Genomic DNA, 18,711 nt, shown 5'->3' on the forward strand with positions numbered 1-18,711 from the left:
CTAGACCGATAGATGAAAATACGGGTTTTGATCGTGGTGCCGGCCCGCTCGGGTTCCAAAGGACTGATGGATAAAAACGTGAAATTGCTGGACGGGCGGCCCTTACTTGCCTGGACTGCCGAAAGCGTTGTCCGAGCGGCTGTTCCGGATAGCTTGGCGATTTTATCGACTGACTCTGAGCATTATGCGGTATTGGGGCGTAAAGAAGGGCTCTGCGTTCCGTTTCTTCGTCCTTCTGTTTATTCGGGAGATAGTGTCGCGGCTTTCTCGGTGGTTGAGCATGCTGCAGATTGGTTTATCGCTGCATATGGTTACCGGCCGGAATTAATGATGTGGTTGCAACCAACCTCGCCGTTTCGTTCTACGGCTATAATTCGGGAGGCTGTTGCCATGGTCAGCGATAGGCAAGTTGATGCGGTAGTCGGCTGCAAGGAAATCCACCGCGATCTGACTACGCTGTTTCGCCTTGAGAGCGGCTTTATGCAACCCTTGGACAATCAAAAACCCACCCAGACGTCGCGTCAGCAGAGCCAGCCATTGCTGACACCGAATGGCGCGATGTACTTATGCAAGACCGATTATTTGCTGGAGCACAAATCGTTTTACCCGCCGAAGACGGTGCCGCTGATCATGAATGCCATTCAAAGTCTGGACATAGATACCGAAGAAGATTGGGCCATCGCTGAGGCGTACATTAAACAAGGATTGGTATGAACAAGGTTTTAGTCACCGGCGCCGACGGTTTTATCGGTTCGCATCTGGTGGAAATGCTTGCGGCGCGCGGCTTTCAGGTACGTGCACTCACCCAATACAACTCTTTTAATAGTTGGGGTTGGCTGGAGGAGGCGGCCTGTAAAAATGAGATAGAGGTGATCTGCGGCGATGTCCGTGATCCGCAGTTTTGCCGGATTGCTTGTCGGGATATTGATGTTGTGTTTCATTTGGCGGCATTAATTGCCATCCCGTATTCTTACCAGGCGCCGGACAGCTATGTCGATACCAACATTCGCGGCACGCTGAATATTTGCCAGGCCGCACGCGACAATAGCGTTAAACGCCTGGTTCATACCTCCACCAGCGAGGTTTACGGCACCGCGCAATATGTGCCGATCGACGAGAAACATCCGTTGCAACCGCAATCGCCCTACAGCGCTTCCAAAATTGCCGCCGATGCGATGGCGATGAGTTTTTTCAATGCCTTCAATTTGCCTGTCACCATTGCGCGGCCGTTTAATACTTACGGCCCCAGGCAATCGGCGCGGGCGGTGATTCCGACCATCATTACCCAGATTGCCGCCGGTAAAAAACAGATTCAACTGGGTGATGTCTCGCCGACCCGTGATTTCAATTATGTGGAAGATACTTGCCGGGGCTTTATCGCTTTGGCCGAGTCGGCGCAAACCATCGGCGAGACGGTGAATATTGGTTCCAACTTTGAAATTTCTGTCGGCGACACGTTAAACCTGATTAAAAACATCATGGCTAGCGACGTGGAGTTTTTGGTCGATGAACAAAGGTTGCGGCCGGAGAAATCCGAAGTGAACCGCTTGTGGTGCGATAACAGCAAGATCAAGGCTTTGACTGGCTTTGCGCCGCAAGTGACGTTAGAGGAAGGTCTGCGCCGTACCGTAGCCTGGTTTACCAAGCCGGACAATCTGAAACGATACAAAGCGGATATTTACAATGTTTGACAGCTTTATTCGCTTGGTCCGGGAGATTTATCAAACCGAACAATTCATCCCATTGCATGAGCCGCGCTTCGCCGGTAACGAAAAACAGTATCTGCTGGATGTGATCGACAGTACCTTCGTGTCCAGCGTCGGGCCCTATGTCACCGAATTCGAAAGCAAAATTGCCGAATACACCGGTGCCAAGCATGCGATAGCCACCGTCAACGGCACCGCCGCGCTGCACGTTGCCCTGTTGCTGGCCGGCGTTCAGCCCGGCGAAGAAGTGATTACTCAAGCGGTGACTTTTGTTGCCACCTGCAATGCGATTCATTACTGCGGTGCCGAGCCGGTGTTTGTGGACGTTGATGCGGCGACGCTGGGTTTATCGCCGCCTGCCTTGGCGGAGTTTTTGGATCGATTCTGCGAACGCCGCGATGACGGGATTTATAACAAGACCAGCGGCAAGCGCATCGCCGCCTGTTTGCCGATGCATACCTTCGGCCATCCTTGCGATCTGGCTGGGTTATTGCGAGTATGCGGCGAATACGGCATACCGATGGTAGAAGATGCCGCGGAAGCGTTGGGCAGTCGACTCGACGGCCGGCATTGCGGCACTTTCGGCAAACTTGGGGTGCTTAGCTTCAACGGTAACAAGATCATCACCACCGGTGGCGGCGGCATGATTTTGACCGACAACGAGGATCTGGCGCGCCGGGCCAAGCACCTGACAACCACGGCTAAATTACCGCATGCCTGGAAATTCGAACATGACCAAATCGGTTACAACTACCGCATGCCGAATTTGAATGCCGCCTTGGGCTTGGCGCAGCTCGAACAATTGTCGAGTTTTGTCGAACGCAAACGTGCCGTAGCACAGCGCTATTTGGATTGGGCGCAAACCAACGGCGCGCAAATCGTCGAAGAACCAGCCGGAACTCATGCCAATTACTGGCTCAACGCCTTGTTGCTCGACGACATTACCCAGCGCGACGCCTTTCTGGAATTTAGCAATACGCGCGGCGTGATGACTCGGCCGCTGTGGGAGCTGATGTCTGATTTGCCGATGTACCAACATTGCCAGCGCGATAATCTGCTGCAATCGCGCCGGCTGGCCGAGCGGCTGGTCAATGTGCCCAGCAGTGTGGTTTCGTGATGGCTGGCGCGCCGCGCAAAATCTGTGTTGTCACCGGCTCACGCGCTGAGTACGGTTTGCTGTATTGGTTACTGAAGGAAATTCAAGCGGACCCGGACCTAGAATTACAGTTAGTCGTGACCGGCATGCATTTGTCGCCGGAGTTCGGTTTGACTTGGCAGCAAATTGCCGCCGACGGCTTCACGATCAACCGCAAGGTGGAGATGTTGTTGTCGTCGGATACGCCGGTGGGCATCAGCAAGGCCATGGGTTTGGGCTTGATCGGTTTCGCCGATGCCTTAGACGATTTACAACCGGATATCGTTGTGGTGCTCGGCGATCGATTCGAGATATTCGCGGCGGCGCAAGCGGCGATGAATTTACGCATCCCAATTGCCCATATTCATGGCGGCGAACTCACCGAAGGCGTGGTCGACGACGCGATTCGCCATGCTATCAGCAAGATGGCTCATCTGCATTTCACGTCAACCGAAATTTATCGGCAGCGGGTGATTCAACTCGGCGAACAACCGGACCGGGTGTTCAACGTTGGCGCACCGGGGTTGGATAGCGTTTATAAGTTGCCATTGCTGGACAAAGCTGAGCTGGAACAAGCGCTGGATTTCAAGTTTGGGACACGCAACCTGTTGGTCACCTTTCACCCGGTGACTTTGGAAGCGGCGACGGCGGCCGAGCAGTTTGCCCAGCTGCTGCAGGCTTTGGATGAGTTTGACGATGTGCATATCATATTTACTCATGCCAATGCCGATGCCGATGGCCGGGTTATCGCCAGCATGATAGAGGAGTATCGACGACGCCATTCCCGCCGAGTAAGTAGCTATGTTTCCCTGGGTTCTCTGCGTTATTTGTCGACCCTGAAGTTGGTCGATGCGGTAGTCGGCAATTCGTCCAGCGGTATCATAGAAGCGCCGGCTTTTCGTATCGCTACTGTCAATATCGGTGATCGCCAGCGGGGACGGATCTGTGCCGGTAGCGTAATCCACTGCGCGCCGCAAACCGATGCGATCCGCGCCGCCCTGCTAAAAATATTTTCCGGCGAATTTGCGAATACCTTGGCGCGTGTCGAAAATCCCTACGGTCAGGGCGGGGCTTCGGCGAAGATTAAAGAGCTTCTGAAACACGCGCCTGTGGATGGGCTGCTGAAGAAGCGTTTTTTCGATTTAGAGGTGCTTGAATGAGTGTGTTCATCATTGCCGAGGCGGGGGTTAACCATAACGGCAGCTTGCAAACCGCGATGCAACTGGTCGATGCCGCTGTGGCGGCGGGTGCCGATGCCTTGAAGTTCCAGACCTTCAAAGCCGAAAAACTGGTCACCCAGTCTGCCAGTAAGGCCGACTATCAAAAACACACGACAGGCGCGGCCGAGAGCCAGTTGGATATGCTGCGCAAGCTGGAGTTGAAATATGAATTTCATTTTCAGTTGCGTGATTATTGCCAAAGCCAAGGTATCGAGTTTCTTTCGACCGCATTTGATTTCGATAGTTTGGCGTTTTTGGTGGACGAGCTTGGTCTATGCAAACTGAAAATTCCGTCGGGTGAGATTACCAACGGGCCGTTTTTGCTGGCCCACGCCCAAACCGGCAAGGACATCATCGTCTCCACCGGCATGGCTACGCTAGGTGAGGTGGAAACCGCGCTGGGGGTTTTGGCGTTTGGCTTGTTGGGTGGGAAGCAACCGTCTCTGGCGGCATTTCAACAAGCCTACAGTTCGGAAGCGGGGCAAGCGGTTTTACATGAAAAAATCACCTTGCTGCATTGCACCAGCGAATATCCGACACCGATGAAGGATGTAAATTTGCGGGCGATGGAGGTGTTGCAGCAGGCTTTTCGCCTGCCGGTCGGTTATTCGGATCACACTGAAGGGCTGGTCGTGCCGATTGCCGCCGTGGCGCGGGGCGCGGTATTGATAGAAAAACATTTCACCTTGGACCGAAGTCAAAAAGGTCCGGATCACCAAGTGTCACTGGAACCGGCTGAATTAAAGCAAATGGTGCGGGATATTCGCGCGGTCGAACTAGCGCTCGGCCGCCCAAACAAAATGCCGCAAGTCGTGGAGCTACAAAATCGCGCGGTCGCCCGCAAAAGTTTGGTGGCGAATAGTTTGATAGCAGTGGGTGAAACATTTAGCGCCGAAAATTTGACGACCAAGCGGCCTGGAACCGGTTTGAGTCCGATGGAATATTGGCGATTGCTTGGTCAAACCAGTCATCGTTGTTATGACGTGGATGACTTGATCGAATGAGTAAGCCGGTCATTTTGCTGGGAAGCGGCGGACATGCGCGGGTGCTGCTCGACATGTTACGGCGGTTGGAGATTGAGATATTGGGCATCACCGATCCTCACCGGCTGCCGGGAAGCGAGTATTTCGGCGTTAGGATATTGGGCGCTGACGCGGCAATTCTGGCTTACGCAGCGGATGATATTGCGTTAGTCAACGGCATAGGCTCTTTGCCGCGCGATGCCGGTTTGCGCGCGAACTTGTACCAGTACTTTCTGGCGCAAGGCTACAGGTTTAAAACCGTGGTCGACCCTCGCGGGTTTATAGCAAGCGATGCACGACTGGCCGACGGGGTGCAGGTCATGGCGGGTGCCATTATTCAGGCAGGCACACAAATTGCTGAAAACTGCATAGTTAATAGCGGGGCGATTGTCGAGCACGATTGTCGGATTGGCCGCGATGCGCATATTGCACCCGGTGCGGTGCTGAGTGGCGGAGTGGAATTGGGCGATAAGGTGCACATCGGCACCGGCGCCACCATCATACAAGGCCTACGTATCGGTGCCGGCAGTGTGGTGGGCGCGGGCAGCGTGGTGACGCGCGATGTCGGTTGCAAGCAGATTGTCTATCCGCCGCGTTCGCACATACAGGATTTGCAACAGGATTGATAAATGAAACAGCATTGGCAGCAGGTATTGATTCGTCCGGAAGCGGCGTTGCGAGCGACCATCGAGGTGATTGATCGCGCCGCATTGCAGATTGCTTTGGTCGTGGACGACCAAGAAAAACTGCTGGGTGTGGTGACGGATGGCGATATTCGTCGCGCCTTGATTCGCGGCTTATCCCTGGAACATCCGGTTTTCGAGGTGATGAATAAGCGGCCGAAAGTTGCCGCTTTAAATGACAGTAAGACCCAGTTGATTGCCATGATGGAGGGTCATCATCTCTACCAATTGCCGGTTGTCGATGAACAAGGCAGGGTGGTGCGGCTGGAGTCGTTGCAGGCGCTGTATAAGCAGCCGGCATTCCCCAATCCGGTGTTTTTGATGGCGGGTGGATTCGGTACCCGTTTGCGGCCCTATACGGACGAATGCCCCAAGCCGCTGTTAGAAATCGGCGGCAAGCCCATTTTGGAAACCATCATCGAGAATTTCGTTAAGTCAGGGTTTCGACAGTTTTATATAGCCGTGCATTACCGAGCGCAGCAAATCAAAGACTACTTTGGAGATGGCGGACGTTGGGGAATTAAGATCGACTATATTGATGAGACCGAACCGATGGGGACTGCCGGCGCAATCGGTTTAATGCCGGACAATTTGCCGGATGTGCCGTTGATTGTGATGAATGGCGATATTCTGACCCAGATCGACTTTTCCAGATTGTTGGCCTATCACAACGAACAGCAAGCGATTGCTACCTTGTGTGTGCGCCAATACGAGTACCAAATTCCTTACGGTGTCGTGAGATTGGAGCAGCAAAGAGTGGTGGGGATTGAAGAAAAACCCTTGCAAAGCTGCTTGGCCAACGCGGGAATTTATGTGCTGGATCACAGTTTGATTAATAGCATCTCAGCCCAGAAAAAGCTGGATATGCCGACCTTATTAAACCAGCAAGTGGCTGCAGGCGAGATAGTCTCTATGTTTCCGGTCAATGACTATTGGTTGGACATAGGACGCGAAGCCGATTTTCTAAGGGCACAGGGCGAATTCGCCAAGTATTTCTGAATGAGAGGGTTAAAGTTCTCCAAATTCGGGCCGATACATCATTCGAGTTTGAAACAAATCTTTTTAATTCAACACAACACAAAATCTTCGAAGCGCTGAACGTTCTCGAAATTTGGAGGGTAACATCATGGCAATGGTAATCAACACAAACGTCAATTCGTTGAACAGTCAACGTTTTTTAAATAAAACCAACGATTCACTGGCGACATCAATGGAGCGTTTGTCTTCGGGTTTGCGGATTAACTCTGCAAAAGACGACGCGGCAGGTTTAGCCATCAGCGATAAAATGACATCGCAAATTCGCGGTATGACCGTAGCAGTGAGAAACGCCAACGACGGCATTTCGATGGCGCAAACAGCTGAATCCGGGATGGGAGCTATTACCGATACATTGCAACGTATGCGTGACCTTGCGGTTCAAGCGGCCAACAGGGCTGCGGTGAGTGGTTCCGACCGGGACAAACTTCAAACCGAATTTAAACAACTGGGCCTTGAGATTAAAAGGATTATTCAGAATACCGAATTTAACGGTAAAAAAATCTTGAATGGCTCATTGGCGGGTGCTAACTTCCAAGTGGGTGCCAATACCACGACAGACAACCAAGTCTCTGTTACTGTTTCTAACTTGGAAAAAGTTAACAGTCTTAGTGCCTTGTTTGGCGCTGCGGGATATTCGATCGGCTCGGGTGCGGCTTCCGCCAAAGTGAGATCGGCAATTTCAGCTATTGATAGTGCGATCAAAAAGATCGATACTTTCAGGTCAACTTTGGGTGCTATTCAAAACAGGTTCACTACTACTGTAGCCAATCTGCAGTCTTCGATAGAAAACCAAAGCGCCGCCAGATCCCGTATCTTGGATGCCGATTTTGCCACAGAGACATCCAATTTGAGCAAAACGCAAATATTGCAACAAGCCGGTACAGCGATGCTGGCTCAGGCTAATCAGTCCGGTCAATCCGTGTTGAGTTTGCTAAGGTAGTTTTGATTGGGGGGTTGCGGACCGTAACCTCCCGTTTAATACGAAAAGCATAAGGTGAATGTCATGAACAGTGAGATTTCAAATGTGTTAAAGCTATCTCCCGTGACTGTTGCTAAAGCTGATAAGCAAACGGATGAAAAATCATTTGCGGGAGCCAGGGTCGAGGCTGACAAGCGTAACCCTGGTATTTCCGCGTTGCAAAATGACTCGACTGTGTCCTCTTCAGTTTCTAATCAAGATCAGGACAAACAGAATGAGGCCAAACCTTCTTTCGATTCGGTAAAAAAAGCGGCGGATAAAGGGAATTCGTTGCTCCAATCGGTTAACCGTAATCTCCAATTCAAAGTAGATGATTCAACCAAGGAATTAGTGGTGAAAGTCGTTGATAGTGAAACGGGTGATGTCGTGCGGCAAATTCCGTCCGAAGAAATGCTGGCGTTTATCAGAAGAATGCAGGAGTTAGATGGCCAACAAGGCTCTATGATTCAGGATCGTGCTTAGTAAGTTAGTCGGATGAGGAGAGTGTCATGAGCATAGTTTCGTCGACGGGTATTGGTAGCGGTATCGATATTGGCACCCTCGTGTCGCAATTGGTGACAGCTGAAGGTCAGCCGGCACTGAATGCGATACAGCGGCAACAAGACACAACGAATACGCGCTTGAGTGGGTTGGGGACCTTGAAAAGCGCGTTGTCCGATTTCCAGACGGTCGTAAGCAAACTTAAAGATGGGAATCTGTTTAAAACGCATAAAGCCGCGTCTGCCGACGAATCTATCCTAAAAGTCGCGGCGGGTGCAGGATCCGTGGCCGGGTCTTATGCCGTCGAAGTTACTCAGTTGGCGAAGGCGCAAAAATCTATTTCGGGGGAGTTTGCCAACTCGGCTGCCACCGTTGGGACTGGATCTTTGACTATCGCAACCACCGCCGGAGCTTCGTTCAATGTGACGGTTGCTTCGGGCAATAACACGTTGCTGGGAATCAGGGACGCTATCAACAACGCTTCCGGCAATACCTCCGTTACCGCAAGTATCGTTAACGTCGACAACTCGACCGGCACCGGCACGATTTCCAAGTTAGTCCTCACAGCCAAAAATTCAGGACTCGCCAACGCATTTACTGTGACGGGTACCGATGACGATGGTAACAACGCCGATACGTCAGGATTGTCACAAATTTTTTCTTCTAATTTGAGCGCTCAGACAACGGCTACCGACGCTATTATCAAAGTCGATGGTCAAACCGCGACACGAAGCACCAATTCCATAACCGATGTCATCCAAGGTCTGACCTTAGATTTGAAATCTGCTCAAGTGGGTACCAAAGTAAACGTCGATGTTAGTTTGGACAATGAGGCTGTCAATAAAACGCTGACAAGTTTCGTCACTGCGTACAACAAGTTACATACCACTTCCAAAGATTTGGGCAAATATGGTGGAGGTACTGGCGGTAGTAGTTCCGGAAATGGTGCGTTAATCGGCGATGCTACCCTGCGTTACGTGACTTCTCAAGTCAGGCAGGATTCGGCAAATCCGGTTTCTTCAGCAACGGGCAACTATAACTCGCTAGCCATGATCGGCATAAAAATAGATAAAGATGGCGTGATGTCATTGGATAGCACGCAGCTTAACACCGCATTGAGTGCCAGTTTACAATCTGTAAGTGACGTGTTTTCGTCGTCTGATGGCGTAGCGACCCGGCTTTATTCAAAATTGGATAACGTATTGCAATCGGGTGGGCCGTTGGATAGTCAGCAAACATCGCTGAAAAAACAATTGTCAGCATTGGATAGCCGTAAAGCCGACGTGCAGGTTAGGCTGGATAATTTGCAAAAGACTTTGCAAAAACAATTCACAGCCATGGACGTCAATGTAGGTAAATTTAAATCAACCGGTTCTTTTCTAAGTAACTGGATCAGCAAATTGTAATGAAGAGGTTTTCCCATGTACGTTGATGCTCATAGAAAAGGCGCTAGACAATACGCAGAGGTCCATACCTCCAGCAATTTTGGCGAGGAATCTCCCCATCGGCTGATTCAAATGTTGATGGAAGGGTTCTTGGCTCGAATCAATTCTGCTAAAGGTGCAATTACTCACGGGGATATGGAAGCGAAAAGTATCTATATATCCAAGGCAATTGGCATAGTTGGTGGTCTGAACGAGGTGCTTGACCTAGAGCAGGGTGGCGAAATTGCCGTCAATCTTCGCCAATTGTACGATTACATCAACTTTCGGCTGTTACAGGCAAGCAGTGAAAACAGCGAGGACATATTAAACGAGGTAACTGTATTGATGAAAGACGTCAAAGAAGCCTGGGATGCGATTGCCTGATGTCTCTTGATTTCCCGGATCCTAATTTCTTGGAGTGGCAGCAACAATTACAAGGTTTTGCCGACAATATCCAAGAGTGCATACTAAAGGCGGAATGGGCGGGTCTGGCTGATATTTTGGATAAAAGGCAAGTTTGTTTAGAACAGTTTTTTGCGGGCGTGGCGTGCTTGCCCGAGCATAAAAAACTACTTGTCAAGCAAGTAGCTCAGTCGATGCTTGAGCAGGATGCGGTTTTTATTTCTTATATCGAAGAGCAAAAGTCGCTCTCGGCTGCTCAGCAAGCGGTCTTGGATCGCGGCCGCAAGGCAATGCAGGCTTATAACAGTTACTAAGTCATCTGATTCAGACTTATCCCCGTTTTTCCCCGGGTTCATCCCGTTCCAACACGCTGTTCAGTGTATCGATATACCCCTTAATTTCTTGATTGTTGTTCTGGCGGCAATGAAATGCCGCTCCTCTGTGTGTTCTTCTAAGGTTCTCAATTGTTTGCCTGATTTCAGCTTGCAGCGCTCTTCGACGTTTTTGTAATCCTTTCGTATATTGAAATAGCGATCCTCAAGTTATGTGATTCTTGTGTATATTGTTGATTTAATTCAATTTTTTTGTTTTTATTGGGGGTATTTGGTATGTGGTTCTTCTAGGTAAGGTATTTCGGAGGGGCGAGTCAAAAAAATGTCGTTCTAATTGGCTTAAGGCTGTTTAATTGGCGAAACGGCCTTTGATCGGGTGTGTTTTAGCCGTTCTTGATGATGCTAATAGCGTATTATTTTTTTAATTATTGAATTTAAAAGGGATTTTTATACATTGGCATGAAAAGTGATTGATGTTTAGTGGCGGCAATAATGCCTATTCCATTTAGTATCAACCGGGAGAACGATCATGCCATCATCAATGGTCATCAATACAAACATCGCGTCATTGAATAGTCAGAAGTTTCTGACGCGGACTAACGATAGCCTGCAAATGTCTATGGAGCGCTTATCATCAGGTCTCAGAGTCAACAGTGCTAAAGACGATGCCGCCGGTTTGGCGATTGCCGACCGGATGACATCGCAAATTCGCGGTATGACTGTTGCTATGCGCAATGCCAACGACGGTATCTCCATGGCGCAAACTGCGGAAGCTGGGATGGGTACAATCACTGAAACGTTGCAAAGGATGAGGGATTTAGCAATTCAGGCGGCCAACAGAGCGGCTGTTAGCGGTGAAGATAGGCAAAAGCTTCATACCGAATTTAAGCAATTGGGTGCAGAGGTTAAAAGGATTATTCAAAATACCGAATTCAACGGCAAAAAAATTCTAAACGGTTCTTTAAAGAATGCGAACTTTCAAATTGGCGCTAACACGGCGGCAGACAATCAAATATCGGTTACCGTATCCGATTTGCTGGCTGTGACAAGTTTAAGCGCGCTTTTTGGAAACAAGCATTCAATTGGATCAGCGGCTACCTCGGGAAATGTGCGCTCAGCAATCAACGCTATTGACACGGCAATCAGAAGAATCGATACATTTCGTTCGAATTTAGGTGCAATTCAAAATCGGTTTTCCACCACTATATCGAATCTGCAATCTTCTATTGAAAATCAAAGCTCTGCACGTTCGCGGATCATGGACGCCGATTTCGCTGCCGAAACTGCGAATTTAAGCCGCAGTCAGATTCTGCAGCAGGCCGGTACGGCAATGTTGGCTCAGGCTAATCAGGTAACCCAAGGTGTATTGCAGCTATTGAAATAAAAGTAGCCGCAGTATTTAGTCTGAATTCACGGTGTATTTGAATAAAGGAATGCTAAGCTGATACATCGCTAGTGAGATTCCGTAAACTTTAATCAAGAAGTAGCAAATGGATGATGAACTTGATCAGGTGAGACAATATGACTTAGGGCCAATAAGCGTAAATAATTTTGGTGAAAAATATTTTTTCAACCTGAATAGAAACAGCTTCGATAGAGTGAGTGCTGGAGTATTGTTTGACGCGAAGTTTGGTAAGGATCTGTTTGCCGAAGATACGCTTAATGTGGTTATCGGCACGGATTCAGGGTTATTGCCAAAATACTTGCAAAGCAAGTTTTTACCAAAGGGTACGCGCTACCTCTTCATTGAGCCGGAAGGCGTTTTACAGGCTTTAAAGCAAAACCAATTGCTTGATGGCTTGGATGAGAAGATTCTGTGTGTTGGTTTGGAGCAATGGCCGGAGGCTATTAAAAATTTCAAAATAAACGACTATTTGTATATCAACGCAGTACGCTCCTACAATGCAATTTGTGCGCAAGACGATTATATAGAGGAGTATGCAGAGCTAAGTTGGCATATCACGGAAGTTCTATCGCAACTGCATTGGCAAATTAGTGTCGAGCTGGGTAGTGAGGCGTTTATTGCCAGACAGATTATTAACCTAGCCGATAACCAACGGCCGGCAAAAGTGCTGGAAAAGGCCTTTGTCGATAAGACAGTATTAATTTTGGCGGGTGGTCCCTCGCTTGATGAGGTTTTACCATGGCTCAGATCGCATCGGAACGACGTTGTGGTTTTTGCGGTTTCCAGAATTTCTCGCCAGTTATTACAAGCCAATATCGAGCCGGATTTTGTGTTTTCGGTGGATCCGACTGATCTGAGCTTTGATATCAGCAAGGAAATGCTCGAGTTCAGCAGCAAACCGATTTTTGTCTATTCCTACCACACTGTCCCAACTTTAGTTAACCAATGGCATGGTCTTGGGTTCTATCTTGGTCCGCGACTGCCTTGGCCGTCGCCACTGAATGTAGCGAATATTGGCAGTGCGGGTCCGACCGTGACCAATACTGCGCTGAGTGTGGCGTATCATTTTGGCTTCAAAAGAATGGTGCTCGCCGGCGTAGACTTATGCTTCACCAGGGAAGGCTTCACTCACGCCACCGGTAGCGACGAGCAACTGGCCGGGCCACGCTTTAATTTGACATCGTTGCAAGTAGAGACAAATGCCGGATTTATGGCGCCTACTAGTTGCGACTTTTCACAGGCTATTCTCTCGCTGGGTTTTCAGGCGAAACAGTTGTCTGGCATGGGATGTCGGATTTTCAATATTTCCGGTGGTTCTGCCAAAGTCGAAAATATCGAGTATTTACCCATATCCGAAATTGAATTTGGGGGTGGCTCCATTAATGTGGCTGAAATCGTAGCCGAGCGCGTTAGCGAATCTGCTGAACATAGTAAATATCACAAACAAATTCTTGATGAGTTGGGGCGCGCCCAATTTCAGATCAAAGGAATTGCCCGTCTGGCGGAGAATGCGCGCCGTATCAACGACGAGATGTATAGTGCCGATGGGGTCATTGGAAACTATAAGGATAAAAAAAGACTGGATCAGATCGAGAAGAAGTTTAAGCGAGAACATAGACATTACAGCAAGTTGGTAAAAAGCTTTGGTATCAGAAGTTTTATAAAGTTGACGAAGGCATTTAACGATGAGGCGTGGAGTGCTGAAGAAGCCAAGCAACTTGGCAATGTTTTCTACGATGCTTACCGGGAAGGTGCGGCGAAATTGATGTGTTTGTTGGATGATGCTCTTGAAAGAGTTCAAGCCAGGCAGCAGGAATATGCGGATATACCTAATTTTGGTTTAGTAATCGAGCAATATCGAAAAGACAGAAGTTTTGGGCGCGTAAGATTATGGAAGGCTGCTGCTGAGGTGCCGGTAGATGTTCGGGCTCAATTTGCCGATTTTGAAAAACGCTTCTTAGATATTGTTCATGATAAACATACTCGGCATTTTGCGAAGGCCAAAAGCCAGGGAAATCTTTCAAGTCTAAAGCAAAGGGCGGGCTTGTTATTCAAGCATAAAAAAATCGAAGAATTGAGTGATTTGCTGATTAGTCTGAGTAAGCATCAGGATCAGCAGGCGGTTGAGCCGTATCGCCATTTGATTACTGGTTACTTGGCCGAATTGCAACACGCATCGGCCCAGGCGCTGGATGCATATCGACAAATTGTTGACGGTGGTGGTGTGTTGGTAGAGCAGGCTCTGATAAGAATTGCGGATATCGGTATCGACAGCGATGACGCTCATACCGCCAATTTAGCGTTACAGTGTTTGTCGCAATTGAATCCCGTCTACTTACCCTTATATGCGGAAATGCAAAGGCTGCATGGCGATGTGATGGTCGCTATAGACGCCTACAATAATTACATCGGCCAATTCCCCAGCGATACGTTGGCGCAAATAAAATTGGCTAACTTGTATACGGAGCAAGGAATCTATGATGCGGCTATCATGATGCTGGATTATATTTTGGCTCAAAAACCTGATCTGGAAGTTGCTCTCACCATGAAGGCTGCGTTGGTTTCCGCTGGATTTTAACTGCGAATGTGGTGCTGCGTGGTCTCGGGCTATTTTTAAAGGGTCAAACTTTTTTCAATATCAATTCCAAAACCAATTTACTGCCGAAATAGGCTAATAGTAATGAAGTAAAGCCTATGAGGGTCCACTGAATTGCGCTTTGCCCACGCCAGCCATAGCGAATCCTGCCGAACAGTAGTGCGGAAAAAATTATCCAGGCCAGTATCGATAGTACGGTTTTATGAACCAAATGCTGCGCAAATAAATCCTCTACGAAAAAGAAGCCGGTGACTAAGGATGCGGTCAAAAACAGTAATCCCGTTGCAATCATTTGAAACAACAGTGATTCCATGGCTTGCAAGGGTGGTAAAGCCAACATAAAGCGTTTGGGGTGGCGATGGCGCAATTGTTGATCCTGAACGGCCAATAAAATGGCTTGTAAGGCGGCGATATTTAATAGGCTGAATGCCAATATCGATGTCAGTATGTGAGTGCTCATCTGCCAATTGTGGTTCACAATTAGGCGTGGCGTAGCTGGGTAATGAATATCTAAAGCCAGCATGGCTGCAGCGACTGGAAAAATCAACACGCCCAGTTTTGCCACAGGTTTGTCCAGCGAGGCAATTAACAGCAGAAGGCAAATAACCAAGCCTGCCAGCGATGCGGTACTGAAAAAACTGAAGTTGAATCCGTCATGGTTTTGTACGTTTAAGATGGTGTAGGCGCAATGCAAGCCTGCGCCAAGCCAAGCCAGTTGCATGGATAGCCGGTGCTGTTTGGCGCCAAAAATTTCTTTAACGATCAATGTTGCGGCAATCGCATAGCTTAATATCGAAAATAGGCCGGCGGGTGTGGTGTACATGGCGATGGCAGGGGAATAATCAAAAGGTGTTGCGATACGGTTATGTTAAACTAAGCAGACCAATTGTTGTAATCCGTTTGTGTTGGCAGACATCCGCCGGAACCCTAGAAAAATAAAGACGCAGCTATGTTTGATAATTTATCTGATCGCCTCAGTGGCACACTAAAAAAAATTAAAGGCCAAGGTCGTCTGACCGAGAGCAATATCCAGGACACCATGCGCGAAGTAAGAATGGCTTTGCTGGAAGCCGATGTTGCTTTGACGGTGGTGACCGATTTTATCGATCAAGTTACTCAGCGCGCGTTGGGTCAGGAAGTGCAAACCAGTTTGACGCCTGGGCAGGCAATGATCAAAGTGGTGCAGTCCGAGCTGGTCAAGGTGATGGGTTCTGCGAACGAAGAGCTGAATCTGCGTACCAATCCGCCGGCAATCGTATTGATGGCAGGTCTTCAGGGCGCGGGTAAAACGACTACGGTGGCAAAATTAGGTCGCCATCTAAAAGAAAAGAAAAAGAAAAAAGTCGGGGTGGTTAGTGTTGACGTTTATCGTCCTGCCGCGATTAAGCAATTGGAGACGTTGGCCGCCGATGTTGGATTAAAGTTTTTCGAAAGCGATGTCAGCGAAAATCCTGTCGATATTGTCAACAGGGCTATAGATGCAGCAAAGCGCCAATTTTTAGATGTGGTAATTGTCGACACCGCCGGACGTTTGCATGTCGATGACGAGATGATGGCAGAGATCAAAGCTTTGCACGCCGCAATCAAGCCGATTGAGACCTTATTTGTGGTTGATAGCATGACCGGTCAAGATGCTGCAAACACTGCCAAGGCTTTTCATGATGCCTTGCCATTGACCGGTGTCATTCTGACCAAGGCCGACGGCGACGCGCGTGGCGGAGCGGCGCTTTCCATTCGGCATATAACCGGCAAGCCGATTAAGTTTATCGGTGTCGGCGAAAAAACCGATGCCTTAGAGCCTTTCTATCCTGATCGGTTGGCTTCGCGTATTCTCGGTATGGGCGATATGTTGTCGCTGATTGAGAATATCGAGCAAAATGTCGACAAAAAAAAGGCCGAGCAATTAGCCAAAAAGCTGCAAAAAGGCAAAAGCTTCGATTTGAACGACCTCAAAGAGCAGCTTGAACAAATGCAGAATATGGGCGGGCTTGGCGCTATGATGGATAAGCTGCCGGGTATGAGTGGCGTGCCTAAAGACATTAAGGATAAAGTCAATGACAAGGATCTGGCGCATCAGATTGCCGTAATCAACTCAATGACTAAGCAAGAACGGCGTTTTCCTGATCTAATTAAAGGCGGTCGGAAGCAGCGTATCGCCGATGGTTGCGGCTTGGACTTGCAGGCTGTAAATCGTGTGTTGAAGCAGCATCAAATGATGGAAAAGATGATGAAAAAATTCAGCAAGGGTAATATTGCCAACATGATGCGCGGCTTGAAGAGCAATATGCGCGGCATGAGAATGTGATTGTCGTAATTTGTCCTTCACTTATTGTAAAAATCGCGTAGAATAGTTTGATTAAGTTTTTTGATTCAATGTTATTTAAGGTATCCAAATGGTAAGCATTCGTTTGTCCAGAGGCGGCGCTAAGAATCGTCCTTTCTATCATGTTGTTGTTACCGACAGCAGAAGCAGTCGTGATGGTCGTTATATCGAGCGCGTAGGTTTCTTTAATCCGTTGGCTCGCGGTGGTGAGCAAAGATTGGTTTTGGATAGCGAACGCGTCCAATATTGGAAAGCCAATGGCGCCCAACCAACTGACCGCGTCGCTAGATTGATTAAAGACGCCGATAAAGCAGCTGCTTAATTTTAGCTTTGTCAGAAGGGGATTTTTTGAACGTCGGCCAAGTGTCCGGCGTTTTTGGTGTAAAAGGATGGGTAAAAGTCTATTCCTTCACCGATCCCCGTGAAAACATATTGCAGTATTCCCCATGGATTCTGCGAAAAAATAGCCACTTCCACGAAGTTAAATTGCTTGGAGGTCGGCGGCAAGGCAGTTTGGTCGTCGCAGAGTTGCAAGATATTACTGACAGAGATGTCGCAGCAGGGTTGATTGGCGCGGATATTTTGATTCGCAAGCAACAATTACCCAAAGCGAGCGATGGCGAATATTATTGGGCGGATCTGATTGGGCTGGAAGTACGCAATCTAGAGGGTTGCCAATTAGGTAAAGTTGATCATTTGTTGGAAACCGGTGCTAACGATGTTTTGGTCGTAGTTGACGGGGAGTTAGAACGTCTGATTCCGTTTTTGCAGCACAGTACTGTTTTAAAAATTGATCTTGACGAAGGCTTGATTCTCGTCGATTGGGATCCGGACTTTTAACTAAAGGCATGCGTTTTGATGTTATCAGTCTCTTCCCTGAGATGATATCCGATGCCGCTAGTTACGGAGTAACCGGCAGGGCGATTGAACGAGGCTTGGTCGGTTTGTCGGTTTGGAATCCCCGCGATTACACGCTCGATAAACACCGGACCGTCGATGATAGACCTTATGGTGGCGGGCCGGGCATGGTGATGAAATGCCAACCTTTGCTCGACGCAGTGGATGCAGCCAAACAGCATAATGTCTTGGTTAACCGCAAAGTAATTTGCTTGAGTCCGCAGGGGCGTTTGCTTAGTCAAGAGTTGTTGCTGGATGCGAGTCGCTACGATCAATTGATCCTCGTATCCGGTCGTTATGAAGGTATAGACGAGCGTTTTATCCAGCATGCTTGCGACGAAGAGTGGTCGCTGGGCGATTATGTCATCAGCGGTGGCGAGCTGGCAGCCTTGATAGTAATCGACGCGGTTACCAGGTTAATTCCTGGCGTACTTGGTGACGATGAATCTGCTAAACAAGATTCGCATTTTGATGGACTGTTGGATTGCCCGCATTATACGCGACCCGAGCATAGCGATATTGGTGACGTCCCTGATGTGTTGCTCGGCGGGAATCACGCCGACATCAAGCGGTGGAGGATGAAACAAGCTTTGGGACGGACTTGGTCGAGGCGGCCGGATATGCTTGAAAAAGTAACATTAAGCGCAGAGCAGGATGCTTTGTTGAAAGAATTTAGAACTGAAGTTGTTTAATAGGGTGTGGTTATGAGTAAAATTATTGAAGAATTGGAAGCTGAACAGCTGAAAAAAGATGTACCGGAATTCGGACCTGGCGACACTGTCGTGGTGCAAGTTAGAGTAACTGAAGGCACGCGGGAAAGGTTACAGGCTTTTGAAGGCATTGTGATTGCAAAACGTAATCGCGGTTTGAATTCAGCATTTACTGTCAGAAAAATTTCGCATGGCGTGGGTGTTGAGCGTGTTTTCCAAACTCACAGTCCATCAGTTGGCAGTATCGAAGTAAAACGTCGCGGTGACGTTCGTCGCGCTAAACTTTATTATCTGCGCGATTTGGCTGGTAAAGCCGCACGTATCAAAGAGAAACTTTCTTAATACGCTGCAATCTGGTT

Annotated in this window: 20 protein-coding genes; 19 read left to right on the plus strand and 1 reads right to left on the minus strand. The window is 48.7% G+C overall.

Going from position 1 to position 18,711, the window contains the following annotated elements; translation table 11 throughout:
* Window positions 1–12: 12 nt before the first annotated feature.
* The 14 genes from JWZ98_RS04175 to JWZ98_RS04240 all read left to right on the plus strand — a co-directional run bounded on the left by JWZ98_RS04175 (window position 13) and on the right by JWZ98_RS04240 (window position 14,404).
* Complete coding sequence (locus JWZ98_RS04175) at window positions 13–714, plus strand: acylneuraminate cytidylyltransferase family protein (RefSeq protein WP_205453382.1); 702 nt, start codon at window positions 13–15, stop codon at window positions 712–714.
* Complete coding sequence (locus tag JWZ98_RS04180) at window positions 711–1,691, plus strand: NAD-dependent 4,6-dehydratase LegB (RefSeq protein ID WP_205453383.1); 981 nt, start codon at window positions 711–713, stop codon at window positions 1,689–1,691. Before JWZ98_RS04175 ends, JWZ98_RS04180 begins: the two co-directional genes overlap by 4 nt.
* On the plus strand, window positions 1,684–2,823 hold the full coding sequence (locus JWZ98_RS04185; RefSeq protein ID WP_205453384.1) for a LegC family aminotransferase: 1,140 nt from the start codon (window positions 1,684–1,686) through the stop codon (window positions 2,821–2,823). The genes JWZ98_RS04180 and JWZ98_RS04185 overlap by 8 nt, the downstream gene beginning before the upstream one ends.
* Complete coding sequence (neuC, locus tag JWZ98_RS04190; RefSeq protein WP_205453385.1) at window positions 2,823–4,001, plus strand: UDP-N-acetylglucosamine 2-epimerase; 1,179 nt, start codon at window positions 2,823–2,825, stop codon at window positions 3,999–4,001. Before JWZ98_RS04185 ends, neuC begins: the two co-directional genes overlap by 1 nt.
* Window positions 3,998–5,065: an N-acetylneuraminate synthase gene (gene neuB / locus JWZ98_RS04195; RefSeq protein WP_205453386.1), complete on the plus strand. Its 1,068-nt coding sequence runs from the start codon at window positions 3,998–4,000 to the stop codon at window positions 5,063–5,065. Before neuC ends, neuB begins: the two co-directional genes overlap by 4 nt.
* A complete protein-coding gene (locus tag JWZ98_RS04200; RefSeq protein ID WP_205453387.1) occupies window positions 5,062–5,709 on the plus strand; it encodes an acetyltransferase in 648 nt (215 codons plus the stop codon). Before neuB ends, JWZ98_RS04200 begins: the two co-directional genes overlap by 4 nt.
* Window positions 5,710–5,712: 3 nt before the next feature.
* Entirely contained in the window at window positions 5,713–6,765 is a 1,053-nt protein-coding gene (locus tag JWZ98_RS04205) for a nucleotidyltransferase family protein (RefSeq protein WP_205453388.1), read from the plus strand.
* 127 nt (window positions 6,766–6,892) lie between these two features.
* Window positions 6,893–7,744 (plus strand): flagellin domain-containing protein, encoded by an 852-nt coding sequence (locus tag JWZ98_RS04210; protein WP_020484854.1) that lies wholly within the window; start codon window positions 6,893–6,895, stop codon window positions 7,742–7,744.
* Between the two features lie 63 nt (window positions 7,745–7,807).
* Window positions 7,808–8,245, plus strand: a complete 438-nt coding sequence (locus JWZ98_RS04215; RefSeq protein ID WP_033157180.1) for a flagellar protein FlaG — start codon at window positions 7,808–7,810, stop codon at window positions 8,243–8,245.
* A gap of 26 nt (window positions 8,246–8,271) precedes the next feature.
* The gene (gene fliD / locus JWZ98_RS04220; RefSeq protein ID WP_033157179.1) at window positions 8,272–9,669 is read left to right on the plus strand and encodes a flagellar filament capping protein FliD; all 1,398 of its coding nucleotides are present in this window, start codon (window positions 8,272–8,274) and stop codon (window positions 9,667–9,669) included.
* A gap of 15 nt (window positions 9,670–9,684) precedes the next feature.
* Window positions 9,685–10,071: a flagellar export chaperone FliS gene (gene fliS / locus JWZ98_RS04225; RefSeq protein ID WP_026602079.1), complete on the plus strand. Its 387-nt coding sequence runs from the start codon at window positions 9,685–9,687 to the stop codon at window positions 10,069–10,071.
* Window positions 10,071–10,403, plus strand: a complete 333-nt coding sequence (locus JWZ98_RS04230; RefSeq protein WP_205453389.1) for a hypothetical protein — start codon at window positions 10,071–10,073, stop codon at window positions 10,401–10,403. The genes fliS and JWZ98_RS04230 overlap by 1 nt, the downstream gene beginning before the upstream one ends.
* Before the next feature lie 547 nt (window positions 10,404–10,950).
* Window positions 10,951–11,805 carry a flagellin gene (locus JWZ98_RS04235; protein WP_033157177.1) on the plus strand — a complete coding sequence of 285 codons (855 nt, stop codon included), beginning with the start codon at window positions 10,951–10,953 and terminating at the stop codon, window positions 11,803–11,805.
* A 106-nt stretch (window positions 11,806–11,911) separates the two neighbouring features.
* Window positions 11,912–14,404 (plus strand): 6-hydroxymethylpterin diphosphokinase MptE-like protein, encoded by a 2,493-nt coding sequence (locus tag JWZ98_RS04240; protein ID WP_205453390.1) that lies wholly within the window; start codon window positions 11,912–11,914, stop codon window positions 14,402–14,404.
* A gap of 43 nt (window positions 14,405–14,447) precedes the next feature.
* Here the strand turns inward: JWZ98_RS04240 and ccsA are convergent, their stop codons facing one another.
* Window positions 14,448–15,245 (minus strand): cytochrome c biogenesis protein CcsA, encoded by a 798-nt coding sequence (gene ccsA, locus JWZ98_RS04245; protein ID WP_205453391.1) that lies wholly within the window; start codon window positions 15,243–15,245, stop codon window positions 14,448–14,450.
* Window positions 15,246–15,371: 126 nt separating this feature from the next.
* Between ccsA and ffh the strand changes: the two genes are divergently transcribed.
* From ffh to rplS, 5 genes are all read left to right on the plus strand, one after another.
* On the plus strand, window positions 15,372–16,727 hold the full coding sequence (ffh, locus tag JWZ98_RS04250) for a signal recognition particle protein (protein WP_205453392.1): 1,356 nt from the start codon (window positions 15,372–15,374) through the stop codon (window positions 16,725–16,727).
* Between the two features lie 88 nt (window positions 16,728–16,815).
* Entirely contained in the window at window positions 16,816–17,067 is a 252-nt protein-coding gene (gene rpsP, locus JWZ98_RS04255; protein ID WP_033157173.1) for a 30S ribosomal protein S16, read from the plus strand.
* A gap of 26 nt (window positions 17,068–17,093) precedes the next feature.
* Window positions 17,094–17,585 carry a ribosome maturation factor RimM gene (rimM, locus tag JWZ98_RS04260; RefSeq protein WP_240348208.1) on the plus strand — a complete coding sequence of 164 codons (492 nt, stop codon included), beginning with the start codon at window positions 17,094–17,096 and terminating at the stop codon, window positions 17,583–17,585.
* 8 nt (window positions 17,586–17,593) lie between these two features.
* Entirely contained in the window at window positions 17,594–18,334 is a 741-nt protein-coding gene (gene trmD / locus JWZ98_RS04265; protein WP_205453394.1) for a tRNA (guanosine(37)-N1)-methyltransferase TrmD, read from the plus strand.
* Window positions 18,335–18,346: 12 nt separating this feature from the next.
* On the plus strand, window positions 18,347–18,694 hold the full coding sequence (gene rplS / locus JWZ98_RS04270) for a 50S ribosomal protein L19 (protein ID WP_020484866.1): 348 nt from the start codon (window positions 18,347–18,349) through the stop codon (window positions 18,692–18,694).
* The last annotated feature ends 17 nt before the right edge of the window (window positions 18,695–18,711 follow it).

Origin of the sequence: Methylomonas sp. EFPC1, from assembly GCF_016925515.1 — a bacterium.
Classification (GTDB): domain Bacteria; phylum Pseudomonadota; class Gammaproteobacteria; order Methylococcales; family Methylomonadaceae; genus Methylomonas; species Methylomonas defluvii.